Annotated in this window: 7 protein-coding genes and 1 CRISPR repeat array; all 7 genes read right to left on the bottom strand. The window is 40.1% G+C overall.

Features of this window, described 5'->3' with window-relative positions; all coding sequences use genetic code 11:
• Window positions 1-927: 927 nt before the first annotated feature.
• A CRISPR array of direct repeats spans window positions 928-1,229; the repeat unit is 33 nt; unit sequence ATTTCAATCCACGCACTCCATACGGAGTGCGAC.
• Between the two features lie 245 nt (window positions 1,230-1,474).
• A complete protein-coding gene (locus V6668_RS30615; RefSeq protein WP_338709141.1) occupies window positions 1,475-1,603 on the bottom strand; it encodes a hypothetical protein in 129 nt (42 codons plus the stop codon).
• A 131-nt stretch (window positions 1,604-1,734) separates the two neighbouring features.
• Window positions 1,735-1,884: a hypothetical protein gene (locus V6668_RS30610; RefSeq protein ID WP_165789978.1), complete on the bottom strand. Its 150-nt coding sequence runs from the start codon at window positions 1,882-1,884 to the stop codon at window positions 1,735-1,737.
• A 31-nt stretch (window positions 1,885-1,915) separates the two neighbouring features.
• Complete coding sequence (locus V6668_RS30605; protein WP_100528635.1) at window positions 1,916-2,734, bottom strand: type II toxin-antitoxin system SpoIISA family toxin; 819 nt, start codon at window positions 2,732-2,734, stop codon at window positions 1,916-1,918.
• A 199-nt stretch (window positions 2,735-2,933) separates the two neighbouring features.
• Window positions 2,934-3,275: a hypothetical protein gene (locus V6668_RS30600; RefSeq protein ID WP_165789979.1), complete on the bottom strand. Its 342-nt coding sequence runs from the start codon at window positions 3,273-3,275 to the stop codon at window positions 2,934-2,936.
• A 1,427-nt stretch (window positions 3,276-4,702) separates the two neighbouring features.
• Window positions 4,703-5,188 (bottom strand): hypothetical protein, encoded by a 486-nt coding sequence (locus V6668_RS30595; RefSeq protein ID WP_243391409.1) that lies wholly within the window; start codon window positions 5,186-5,188, stop codon window positions 4,703-4,705.
• Between the two features lie 44 nt (window positions 5,189-5,232).
• On the bottom strand, window positions 5,233-11,751 hold the full coding sequence (locus V6668_RS30590; protein ID WP_100528637.1) for a polymorphic toxin-type HINT domain-containing protein: 6,519 nt from the start codon (window positions 11,749-11,751) through the stop codon (window positions 5,233-5,235).
• A gap of 242 nt (window positions 11,752-11,993) precedes the next feature.
• Entirely contained in the window at window positions 11,994-13,502 is a 1,509-nt protein-coding gene (locus V6668_RS30585) for a hypothetical protein (RefSeq protein ID WP_165789981.1), read from the bottom strand.
• Window positions 13,503-13,674 lie beyond the last annotated feature (172 nt).

Genomic DNA, 13,674 nt, shown 5'->3' with positions numbered 1-13,674 from the left:
CTTTTCTATTTTTCTTTTAAACCCAAAAAATTTGAAATCAAAAAACTCGGTATAATCACCGAGTTTCTTTAGAGTTACCTTTTCTAAAATGTGTACTCACTAACGTGAAGTCATCAATCATTTTGTTCGTTCTTCTTATATATTGAAATATTTTGACCATATTTTCTCTTTTTTTTCGGTTTGAGGTAAGTATCTCACGCTGTGAATGTAATTCAACCTTCTGTGGTTTTATGAATTCTGTCATGGAGTGTTACCTCCTTTTTTTAGAAGTTCTCTTCAAAGAATTAAACAGAAAACCATGAAATATAGACTTCTCTTACTTCGATAATATCACTTCCAAGCATCAGTAACAACGCTCTATCATTTGATTTATCAATGTGAAAGTTCCATATCTACTACTGAATTAACCCGAGGCGCTACATATGGAGTGCGTCAAAAATTTTACTAGAGATACTATCAATGTACAGTTTTGATCCTTGCACTCCATACAGAGTGCGATATCGTAACTCAATACTCGATATAACCAGGACGAATTTCGATCCACGCACTTCATACCGAGTGCGACACGCTACTATCGGAAAGAACGGCATAAAGCGAAGAATTTCAATTCATGCTCCATATAGATTGCAACTTTGTAAGGCAGCTCTATTGGCTATACTGGACTTAATTTCAATCCACGCACTCATATAGAGTGCGACAAGGTGCCCATTACATATGCGAACATTGAAGACTAGTTTCAATTCACGCACTCCATCGGAGTGCGACGGACTTGCCGCGAGAGCATAAGGAAGCCCAAGGCTATTTCAATCCACACACTCCATACGGAGTGCGACACTCTTTACTTGTTGTGATTTAGGGTATGGTCTATTTCAATCCACGCATACGGAGTGCGACGCCCATCCCCGTTGCATTCTCGGTCGCTACGGTATTTCAATCCACGCACTCCATACGGAGTGCGACGACGACCGGACGAGAGAGCGCGTACTACAAGAGATTTCAATCCACGCACTCCATACGGAGTGCGACAAAAGCTCAAAGCCATTGTCTTGAGCCATCTTACAATTTCAATCCACGCACTCCATACGGAGTGCGACGACGAGTATGATCCGGTGGGTCAGGAAGGAGAAGGATTTCAATCCACGCACTCCATACGGAGTGCGACCTCTTGCTTTCTGTTCATGAAAACTCGGATAAATATTTCAATCCACGCACTCCATACGGAGTGCGACAGCGGAAATACACGTACTTATTCCACATATTAGCTCCACTATATCCCACAACAGCACATAAACTCAATATCCTTGTTGCCAAAAGGTCATAAAACTGAAGGTTTCGACAAATTTCGAGGTGCGAATCTCCCTGGGAATTCATGTGAGCTTCGGGTTCGCACCTCCTTCAGCTGACTTCATGGCCTTTCGCAATTCATTACTACCAATGGATCAAGGATGAACTATCCCCCCGTCCTACAAGTTTCTCATTTTCGTTTCTTGAGAAGATCCAATACTTTTTTATTTTGGTCTAATATTTTTTTAATTCCCCAGTTGGGCACTGTGGTGTTAGGTTTATGATTACCTGCAGGTTTTATAAGTGTTTTTTTTCTCACAATAAGCCAGCTCCCCTATCGTTTTGTTAACAAGGGTTGGCATTATTGTAGACTTTTAAACTATCAGAAGAAGAAATAAAAAAAATGCTCTATGAAATTTCATAGAGCATCTTGGAGCACATAAATAGTAATTATCTATTTTTAAGGATATTCAGCACGTTATCGTTTGCTTTCAAGATTTTTTCTAGGCCCATATTCTTCTCAATCGTGGTCTTAGGCCGACGAACAACAACCTTATCCGGGGTTACATCAACTTTTTTAGACTGTTTAAAAAGTGTCATAAATATCACCTCATATACTTAATATACCACACTACCCATCTATGAACCAATCAAATATCTGGACTAGATTAACAATATTATTAGCATCAATCCCATTCAATATGGCTCCAGATTCCTCTGCTTGAATAGTGATAATGAAACTATTGGTAGATCCGAAGAAAGGTACACAAATCGTATTTCCTTCCTCTACTACGTAAACTGCTGCTTCTGCTAATTCTTTACTCATCTCATCTTTGTTCTCTTCAGGGATCAGGATACTGTTGCTTCTTTCAATCTGAGAGAGAGAACTCCTTATTTTAGTCATGCGTATTTCTATGTCGCTGTCGAATTGAATCGATGTAGTAGAGATCTGTAAGCCGAAGGTATCCGTGTAATATCGAAGATACTCTTTTAACATAGACGAGTACACATCCCACTCTGGCAACTGATCCTTCTGCTCATCTGTGAGCTCGGTTAGATGATGTTGTGAGTATTGAACAACTGCAGTAAACTGAGCTGTTTTCTGAAAACTAGAGAGAATGATCCGTTCATTATCCCGTATTGTGTTTTCGATAATTTGATCATTTTTTTTGAATTCAGTATTTCCGATCTTTTGAATACTTGGCGTTTCTAAAATAGCCAGGTCAATAAAGATAGCTATACTGGCGAATTGTACGGCTTGCACCCAATCATTTAATAGAATGTGACCGGCTAAAATCATCCCAAAATAAATAAGTGCCATAATGGCATAGGACGTTTTACGGATGTTCAACAAATTGCTTTCATACCAACCACGATTGTACCAGTGTATTGCCGTTGCGAGTCCTGCTATGGCCATAAAGCCAATAGCCATCCATCCGAAATAAAACATGAGGTTCCTCCAAACACTGTAGACTTCAGAATGGTATACAACATATAAACTCTATTGAATTCATGGATCATATTTAAATACAACATCCCATTCTCCTGTTACTTCATTAAATCCCTCTATTAACACTTCATCTTTAATTTGGTCGGACGCTATAGTTTGCTGAAACGTTTCATCACGAACAATTTCATGACCAGACCAATTAATAAGCTTTTATTTTATCTAACAGTTTTGGATGAGGTATAAGGAACTGTCGTTTAACTTCTGTTACATATCTTTTAAATCCTTCTTCCATATCACTGTGAGGAACTATAAGCTGGATCACTTGGTTCCCTGTGCAAAGAATTAATAAAGCATAGGGCATATCAGTAGGCGCATCTGGAAGTCTAAACAATATGTCTATTTGGGAGTAAGGAAACACATGTAGCCCAGGTACGGTTTTAGTTAAGACGCATAGACTTGTGAACCACGTATTTATTGTGTGATCACTTTGTTTTATCCAATCTACTGTTTTAGAAAAATGTTTAAAATCTTCTTTATCCATTAGAGTTAAGGCCATTTTGACATACGCTTTCTAAACTGCAATAGGTATGTAGGATAGTCTTGTGACAGTTACTGTTATTTCCCCATTTTCTTTATCGCGTTCAACCTGGGCAGACTCATAATCAGTTCTTTTCTTTAAAGTGTTTTCTGAGGCACTTATGGAGGTGCCATCTTTCTTATTGTTATACTCCATACGGAGTGCGACGATGGTAATTCCCCCATATAACGGGGTTGTCTATATTTCAATCCACGCACTCCATACAGAGTACGACGGGTTACATACTGTCTAACTCATCGGAATCTTCAAATTTCAATCCACGCACTCCATACAGAGTACGACAGCGAAAAAAGACGTATCAAGACTTCATTTCTAGACCATTACTACGTATTTCCGCTTTCTTTCTCAATAAGATCAACATTCAATTAAGAAAATCAGCATCCATTCTAAATTATCGTTGCCAAAAGGTCACGAAAAAGATACTTTCGACAAACTCGAGGTGCGAATCTCCCAGGGAAATCATGTGAGCTTGAGGTTCGCACCCGCCACATAACACTTTATCCTATTCAACAATCTGAACCAATTCTATAGGCCAGATCCAAAAGCCTTTCTACATACTCGGTGTTATTAAGTTTACCAGCCTTTATATGTTGTAACAAATAGATAATGCAAACCTACTTTTCTCTTATAAGCAAAAGCATTTGTCATGAAAATCAGAAGAATCTTCCATGGCTAAACAGCACAATTTGATAAAGAGTTCCAAACACTACTCGTATCTCTTCATCTAAGTATAAAACATCTGATAAGAATCATCTCCATCTAATTCAGGAGGTTTTCATCATCTTCTGTAGTTATGAAAAAAATAAGAAGATAATTGTTGTATTCGTTGACCATTAATTATCCTGGTACATCTAAGCCACCAACGGCTTAACATCTGCTCTTTTGGTTTATACTACGTACAACTCTTTTATCTTCAGTCAAGAATCATACCAAAATATTTTCGGTTTATATGGTTAGCACTCTCAATCTAATCATCATTTTTTGTAATATAAAATGCTGTGTTTGGAATTTCGAAATTATCTCCAAAACCAAAAACAATATCCTGGTTATCTCTTCTATCTGGCCACTCCATATTATTATCCCAAGCATTATATAGTTTGTCTTTAAATGCCCATTTACAAAAAAGTCAGTCGTATTCCCATCCTCAAGAGAAGTAATTATCTCATAAAAAAGAACGTTAGAATTGTTTAGACATTTAGTAATTTTACATTCACATTCACAGCATATTCTTTTCTTACGATTTGCGAGAAGGACACTAGTATTTCAGATAACCGGACTTTAGACAATAAATCCTCCTTTGTGTTCATTTATACAATGAACACAATACTAAAGACCTTGAAGACATAATATCTCCAAGGCCTTTAAATTTGTTATTCTATTAATGATGCCTTAAATACCTTCTTAATCTTATCCAGAGTATCCTCAAAAAATAAATCCTTATTTGTGAAACCTAAATAATAATCGTAGTCTTCTTCTTCATCAATGGACGAATAATATTCCTGATGAAATAGTACGTTTGAATATTCTCCGAAACTTTCGCTTCGCTTAATAACAACACATCTAAATAAATTATCAATTTCAATCGCTTTAATCATATCCTCTTTTGTTGATGCGGAGAACCATATGATTGCCGGTGGTGTCTGATTTGGTCCATCCCAATGAGGTATAGATTCCCCCCAGGGTAATACCCATTCCGAATTCACAAAAATACTTCTCTCTAAAATAAACTTCTGTGTGCTCAAATCAAATAGATTTATATTCCTTTCGTAAAAGGAAAATAATATCATCGAATCTCCTATAACAAAAAAACTCAGTAAGTCTGCAATTTCCTCTGACGACAATTTATGCTTAATCATACCATACGTCTGTTTAAGATTTATTTCCAAGTTCATCATCCTATTCATTCGAAATAAAAATGATCCGATTTAGTTTTTCCAGTCTTAGGGTCAATAAATTGAAAATGTGTTGGAACATATTTGTCTGGATTAATAACATCCCTTTGGAAGTAATGAATCTCTCCAATTTTTTTACCGTTGCTTGTCACATCAGTCTTCATTATATCGGTTGTATATTGAGTACCTTCTTTGAAATTATTCCCTTTTAACCATTTCTTTTGATTCCCTACACTTGTCCATTTCTTGTATTTACTAACATCCACAAACTCACAACCTGTATTATGCACCCATATACCCAAATCCGTTACATAATATGTGTGATAATCAGCAACAGTAAAGTTGTAAACCGTAACTGGTTCATCAAGTTTAGTATACTCAACCCTATCAATTTTTAGATTGCTTCCATCAGCCTTTTGAAGTTTATCACCCGATAACAGTTCGTCAGCGAACAGCCACCCTTTACCTTCAACCCAGAACGGATGATTGTCTGTCGTTTCAATAACCTGTTCACCAACATACAGTTTAATAATATCATCACGCTGGTTACGGAATAAGCCTGTTACTTCCTTGTATGCTGTATTTCCAGTAGGATTATTCTCATTTTTAGAAAGAACCTTATCTCCGACCTCAATGTCTTCAATATTTTTCTCACCTTTGTCAGTCTGTACCTTAGTACCAGCTGTGAAACAATTACACCCTTTCGACGTAATAGATGAGCCTTTCCCTTTAGTTATTGCCGCTCCTGTTAGGCCAACGGCGCTATCAAGTATAGCTTCAACAGACTTCGCCGTAGTCCAAGTACGATCAGTAAAAGCATCCAGATCTGCCAATAGGGCTTTTCGTGCCCAATCTGCTCCTCCTTTTGTATTAAATTGAGAGTAAGGACTGGTTTGAGTTAAAACTCCATATCGAAATTTGAACGTCATATTATCACGATCGCCATAAACCTTTTGGAAGATTACCCCAAGTTGACTACGATTACTCCAGTAAGCATCTGACTTACTTTTAAACGACATAGAGTCTCTTAACATAAGATCAATCTCGTAGTACGTTGAATTTTTTATATGCCCACTCGGATCAACATATTTTAAGGGATTGTTGCTCACGTAAGCATATAAGTTTTGACTCAGCGGGTCACTTAATTCACCCTCGAAAGAATCTTCGTTAATGAATCGTCCCATTGCCGGATCGTACCAGCGTGCTCGCAAATATTGAAGTTCTGTTGTATCATCCCACAACTCACCAGCATATCGGAATGGATTGTGAACCGTTTCTTCCTTGGTCAGGATGTTACCCCAAATATCATACTCATATTGGTTCAAAATTTCCCCTTGCTCATCTCGTAGTCCGGTGGTATCCCCATGTGCATTAGACTGTACATAGGCTTTGCTACCATCTGGATACTGGATAGCTTCCAACTGAGCTCCCCTGATATAGTTCGCTTTTAGCGTTGACGTACCGTCTTGAACTTCAGCTTCGGCAATGATCTGTGCGTTATCATCATAATAATAACGAGTGATGATACCATTCTCCGTACGTTCCACCAGCAAGTTGTCACCATTGTACTTGTAGTTTACCTGAGTACCCTTCTTATTCACGGAAATCAGGCGGTCTCTCATATCATACGTATAGGTACTGTCTTTAACATCGATTTCCGCATCACTAGATAATGTTAAACGATTCCCCTGTTGATCATAGGTATACTCTTCTTGATTTACATTAGATGTCAAAATTCTGTCGAGCTTGTCATATGAGAATGTATCGATTGAATCACCATGTATCCGATTCACAATATTTTTATTGTTATCGTATTCATAGGAATAGCTGTTCAGTAGAACTTGATCCTTTACCTGATTCGAGCCAATCAGATCCAAGCCCTGATACGTTTTAAGATCCTGAACCCCGTTCTTTGCGCTAGCTTCGCGGCTTAAACCGTTCATGTAGTAACTGTACTGCTTATCCGGAGTATCCTGTGACGTACCTACTGAAACAAGACGGTTCATCGTATCATATCCATAGTACACTTTCGTTCCAAACGGACCGGTCATGGATGTGCGGTTACCAAAGCTATCATATTCAAACGTCGTTTGCTTACCATCTGGATAGGTCATTTGCTTTAACTGTTCTGTTGCAGTGTCATATTCATATGACGTAGTTCCCGTTTGATCGATCATGCTGGTACGATTACCCACTCGATCGAAAGTGAATTGGATCGTTTCTTCAGGGCTACTCTTAGCAAGCAAATTGCCCCGTACATCATAATTGAAAAGAAAAGCATTGCCGTTTCGATCAATGAATTTGCTTAAGGAACCGTCTGGATTATAATAACTTTTTGTGGTATTCCCCTGCTTGTCGGTTGTTTGAATTCGACGCCCCAGCTCATCATAACGACTTTGTTTTACATTCCCAGCTGCATCAGTCGTTTGCACGAGATTGCCCAGCATGTCATAAGCGTAGCGTGTTTGTTCACCGTTCGCACTTTTAACCACAGTTAACTGTCCCTGGACGTCATAACTGTACTCCGTAACCTGGCCTTTGCCATCCGTTTCTTCCAGCAAATTACCGTTTATCGGATCATGCGTCATCTTTTTAAGCACTCGAAGTTCATTTTCTTGTTGTGCCTTCTCTGCGACTTGAATTATTTGTCTCCACCGATCGGAGGTTTGAACTTGTGTATATCCTTCAGCGTCAGTCGTTGTCGCTGTTCGGGCTGAATCATTGAATTTCACTGTTGTTATTGAACCATCCGCGCCTGTTGTTGATACAACTCGATTCCATGCATCATATTCCAAATGTGTCCGATTGCCCAGACCATTTTCACTCCAAATAGCACGTCCGTACGGATCATATCCCGTACGTGAAACGACCACATAGATTCCACCCTGGTAATAACCGGATTCAATTTCCTGGCCGAGCGAATTCCACTTTGTTATCCGTTTCTGTCCGTTTTCATCGGTTACTGTAATTCGGTTTCCCACATCATCATAAGAAGCACTCAGGACACTGCCATCCGTCTGAGTAACCCGAATAGTTCGTCCAAGCGCATCATATCCGTATGATGTCGTCCGCTGGGATGCATCCGTTGAACTCATTAAGGTCCCATTAGAAGGTTGGTAGGTTCTAGAAGTCACCACGGTGCTTTTTTTTCCGTCAACATCTGTTACTGATGTACTCGTTTTCATCGGAAAAGCTTGTTGATAGAGTGCGTTAAACTCCAATGTCGTTACTTGTTCCTGAGCGCCGTTCTTCAATCGCTGTGTAAGCAGGTTGCTAAATGTGTCATACGTGTAATCAGCCTGACTGATAAGGTCACCACTGGCACTATTTTTACGGATGACAATTTGAGTGATATCTCCATTTGTGTTGCGTGTGAGAACAGCAACCTGTTTATTGGCGGCATCTACTGCTTCGGTTATGCTGGTTAGCCAGTGCCGAGTTTCATCATATGTGCTGGTAACGGTTTTTCCACTAGCATCTGTTTGAGAAGTTACGTTGCCATAATCGTCATACTGTATGGTTGTAGTCAAGGTGTCCTTTGTCTGATTATCCGTTACAGCCACTGTAGTCGGTTCGGTTGCTGGAATGCTCCGGCCTTTCAATACTTTTCCATACGTATAAGCTGTTGTAAGGTTCTGCCCTTCGGCGCTAACGACCATCTGGTCGAGATAGAAAGAAGTTGGCGTATCTGCGTTAATGACCTCTTTACGGAAATTATATTTCGTCTCTCTCAGTCCATCACGGATGGTAGCCCCAAATGTAGCCTTCTGCCCATAACTTGCTCCCAGGTCTGAAGTATAGCTTACTGTTTGGCGGTTGTAATCTTCAGTTGTGCCATTTTCATAGGTTAACTGATCCTTACGTGTTAGTACGCGGTATGCTTCGTTCAGTGAGTCAGCTCCGATATAGCGTTTCACTGCAGAGTTCTCGTATTCATAGAAGGTCTTTGCTCCAGTTTGATGCTGAACGGAGGTCAGCAAAGCGTATGGATTGGATACCGCGCGTTCTGGGCTAAAGCCAAGCAAGTTAAACTTCGCATCTGCTAGTTTATAGGAATAGGTCGTTTTTCGACCTAGCGGGTCGATGACTGAATCCAGTAATTCAATCCCATTCTGGGTTTTCTTTTGATACGTAACGGTACGATCTCCTTGCCGAATCGTCACGGCCGAAGGTGAGTAATCAATCCGGATCGTATTTCCAATGGCATCCTTGACCTGAGTTAGTAATTTACTCTGATAGGTTGCATTTTGTTCATAAATGAATTGAATGTCGTTCTGCCGGGAATCGGAAAGTTGAAGTAAGCGTCCGTCGGCGGTGAAGTATTGTTTTGAGAGTCCATCGGCCGAAATGATAACTTGTTGCGATGTTTCTCCATTGACAGTTACCGACGTGTCCTGGGTTACGCTGGTACCTTCCCAATCCGCACCCTTAAGCTTGCTGCCAACAATTTCATATCGGCCACCATCGGCCATTACCACAAATGATTTCTCGTTATCCTTTTCAATATATGGTAGTTTCCAAGACCAACCTTTTCCTAGCGGCGTACGCTTGTCCGCTGCTGCAGGCACCGTTTTGTTAAAGTAGGTTACATCCATGTTGCTTCCTACTTGATATGCGCGAGTTTCCCCAGCAGGTTGTGCAGCGATATAGTAGTTATAACCATCGTCAAACGGATAGGGTATAGGATATCCGGGATTTGCATTAAATGTTTCTTTCCAAGTATTAGCTTCAGACCATAATTCAGTGGCATCTGTAGCTAGCGTGGTTGCGACTGCGCTTCCCTCCGTGATTTCAGTTTCCACCCAAGGTTTTTCACTCACGTTGTATACTTTACGTTGTTTCGCACCGTTCCCCAGACTTACCCAGGAATCATATTTCCGTGAGGAGTAGGATCCAGGTTTTTCTACTGTGCCTGCATAAGATTGCGAATAACTACGTGTATCCGAAGCCGGAATTGTCACAGATCCATTGTAATAGGCTGTCCAAGACTTGGTACACGGATAATTAGCCCCCGCTTTATTGGGTGAAAGACAGGCCTTTGTATTTGTCACGGAAGTACGGGTCAATGTTATGGTTTTACCCTGTACCGTCGCTGTTTTGGTATCTGGACATGGACTCCCAGCTCCAGTTTGTACCCAATTTCCTTTAGAGTCATATTTTCCCGAAATTTCATTGATACATGTCTGTTGCGGTGCTGTGATTGTCTGAGCTGGTGTGTATTGTCCAGAGATAACTTTTGCGCTTCCAGATTTGTTTAATGTTCCAATGAATCCACCCTCGTTATAGGCCATAGTGGTAGGAAAGTTATCTTGATTGTTGTATTGAGTCTTCTGTACAAAAAGTGGTTCAGGCTCGGTAAAGTACACGATTCGATGACTAGCCACTTCTTTGGCTTCGGATTCAGTTGTGTAGGTTCCCTTCTTCATCGTTTTCGTTTCAATGATTGCCGTTTCGGAATCGACTACTCCATCCCCATTGTTATCCCACTGAATCGACATATTTTCCGTATACTTAACGTGATATTTAGGAATTTTCTTTTTCTTCACTGCATTATACGTTACAAAGTATTGATATATTGGATATTCGTACGTATTATAGCCTACGTCCATATCATAGAATTGTGCTGAGGTTGAGTTATACTGCCGTTCGAGGGTAAACGACATGCCTCCTCGTCCAGGTAAAGTGGCATCGGCATGTTCGAGAATAAGTCCCCCACTGAGTGTAGAGATGGTTTCGCCATTTTCACCCACACTATATGGCGCTTCATTAAACGATTTTCGATCAAATACGGGTGCTTTCTCTGACACATGCTTCCCTGGGTCAGGGACACTTGTTGAGGCAGCAAGCGGCTGAATGGATTTCAATTCTTTTGAATCGCTTTCTTCCGTTGTTGCCTCCTCTTTGTTTTCCGTAGAAACCGAATCAGGAGTTGTTTCTAACTCTTGGTTGTCTTTGTCATTTGCATCAACTTGTTCGTCTTCAAGTTCTTTCTCTTCCTGGACAGGCACGGACTCATCAGGTGTTTGTTCCGAGGGCTCTTCCTTTTTCACGTTCGACTCTTCCTCGTCATCGGTCTCCGTGATTGGATCTGTCGGTAAATTAGAGTAGACCTCCTCAGTCACCGCATAAGTTTCATAACGCTTCATAATTCCAGATTGTTCAGCTTCGACACTGATAATTGAAGCCTCATTTTCAATAGTAGGGTCAGCATATACATCACTGGTTACGGTAGCTGATTCGTTGACCTCCTCAGGGTGAATTGCCCGAAGCGCCTCATCGAAGGACATTGCGCTTTCTCTGGCTTTGTAAAATGCAGCTATTATTTCATTCAAATTGTATCCTTGATCCAAATAACGCTGGATGAATGAATCCGTGGTACCGAATTCATCAATGAGGATTTGGATCGTTTCGGGTGAAGGAGCTTCATCTTGAGCATATGATTTCGTAGGTAAGGCGTTTCCCATCAATCCTGACAGCACGGCTACGATTAAAATGATGGATATTGTTTTCTTCATAAAATAATTCAAAAGTTGTTTCTCTCCGTTTCAAATTAAATAATAGCTATATGTTGGTTGAACGTGTAAACATAAAAGTAGCAAGCTTGGAATGAATAGTTAGGCGTACTCATGCATCCTTCTGTCCATTTGAGAGTTAATAGCTACTCTCTGAGATGACTAATTGTCAAACGTCATTATGGAATTTGTAAGAGTATCTTCAACAGTTACTAGTGAGAAGAACAGACTCTGTCAATCAGTTGAACGTTAATCTGTTAGGGAGTGAGTGGATTAATGATATTTAATTTTTTTAAATTTCCATTTTTGTCGTACTCATAAACTATCTTCTTCCCGGAATCATATATAATGCTTATCAATTGACCTGCCGAATTGTAAGTAAAACTGTATTTTTGTTTCTTCTTCTTAACTACAACGCTACTTTGTTCAGACTCATTACCTAACAATCCTCTAGTCGTAATATAAAAACGATGCTCTTGATCTGGATTGAGGTTATTTATGACATATTCTCTCTCATGCGTGTTCCCAATTAAGACACCATTGTGATAAATATTAAAACCATCTAGGCTATCATCATCTGCAGTGAGGGATGCCCATTTTAAATGCACAGAAGAGGGATTGGTGAGTTTTAATTTCAATCCCTTGGGGACTTCCAATGAATAATCATCGACCAATATGCGTCTGGGCATAGATGTCGTTGTTCCATTGCTCGTTACATCCATTCCCCACAAGTAAATTTTAGAGGAATTACTGATGGCTGCGCTGGTATTTGCGCCAGCAGAGATGGAGACAATGTTCGTTAAACCCTTCACATTAACCGGCACCAGGCTATTAGTCGTTGTCCCATCACCTAATTTACCTCTGGTATTAGCCCCCCACGAGATTACAGTGCCATCTTCCTTCAAAGCAAGTACATGACTGGTACCTAAAGCTAGTTCCTTTATTCCCTGTAATCCTTCAATCTTGGACGGTGTTATTTTTTTTGTTTGTGTTCCATCTCCCAGTTGCCCAAAAGAATTAGTACCCCATGACCACACATCGCCATTTATATCAATTGCTGCCCCATACCCTGCCTTTTGATAGATATGCTTTACTTTGGTAGCAAATTTAATCTCTATCGGATTGAGGGAATAATCCATTGTCTCATTTCCAAGTTGATCAGTGGCATTTGTGCCCCAACCCCATACCGAGCCGTCACTCTTCAAAGCGTACGTTGTCGAATAGCTTGCGGCTATTTCAACAACACTTTTAAAATTTGGTATCTGAGTTGGTACGGTACGTGATTGAGTATCACCCAACCCCAGTTCGCCTGAAGAATTTGAGCCCCATGTCCAAACCCCACCATCGTTAGTGAGTAATACACTAAAGTTTGAACCTGTTGCTATTGCCTTTATGTTTTTCACTGAGGTAATCAGATCTGGGATCTCAACATCTGTAGTTCCTGGCCAAGAAAGTAACGTTCCATCAGAGGTCAAAGCTAAACTTCGAAAACCTCCGGCAGAAATATCAACAACGTTCGAGGCAGATGAGATCACTCCGATGCCATCAAATGCATTTCCCGAACGCCCCAGCAAACCAGGAAGGTTCATACCGGCTGACCATATTGAACCATCTCTACCTAGTAAAAAGAGATGTTGGGTCCCAACTGAGACTTTATTTATTTCGTTTAGCTTCTTTTTCTCAGCTGCATCCACTTTTTCATTTGTGAAAATCCCAATACTAAGTATTAGAATTAGCACAATAATCGATATTCCCCGTAACTTCATATGCATGTTTCCCCTTCGTGTACATTTTTGCCTGTGCGATAATTGGAAATCCATCTTGTATATCAACTAAATCTTGATCATTCTGTACTTTCCACCCTCTCTTTAACATTTAGTTTTGTCGGTTTTCAAAAACAGCTTTCCTATTATCGTTTATTTGGCAATTTTAAGAAAT

Source organism: Paenibacillus amylolyticus (genome assembly GCF_036894225.1).
Lineage (GTDB): Bacteria > Bacillota > Bacilli > Paenibacillales > Paenibacillaceae > Paenibacillus > Paenibacillus amylolyticus.
Note: the sequence above shows the minus strand (reverse complement) of the source record. Positions and strands in the feature narration are given on the sequence as shown.

Bases quoted from the DNA above. Each gene is read 5' to 3' on its own strand.
- V6668_RS30595 (WP_243391409.1), bottom strand. From the start codon at position 5,188: ATGATTAAGCATAAATTGTCGTCAGAGGAAATTGCAGACTTACTGAGT.
- V6668_RS30585 (WP_165789981.1), bottom strand. From the start codon at position 13,502: ATGAAGTTACGGGGAATATCGATTATTGTGCTAATTCTAATACTTAGT.
- V6668_RS30605 (WP_100528635.1), bottom strand. From the start codon at position 2,734: ATGTTTTATTTCGGATGGATGGCTATTGGCTTTATGGCCATAGCAGGA.
- V6668_RS30600 (WP_165789979.1), bottom strand. From the start codon at position 3,275: ATGGATAAAGAAGATTTTAAACATTTTTCTAAAACAGTAGATTGGATA.
- V6668_RS30610 (WP_165789978.1), bottom strand. From the start codon at position 1,884: ATGACACTTTTTAAACAGTCTAAAAAAGTTGATGTAACCCCGGATAAG.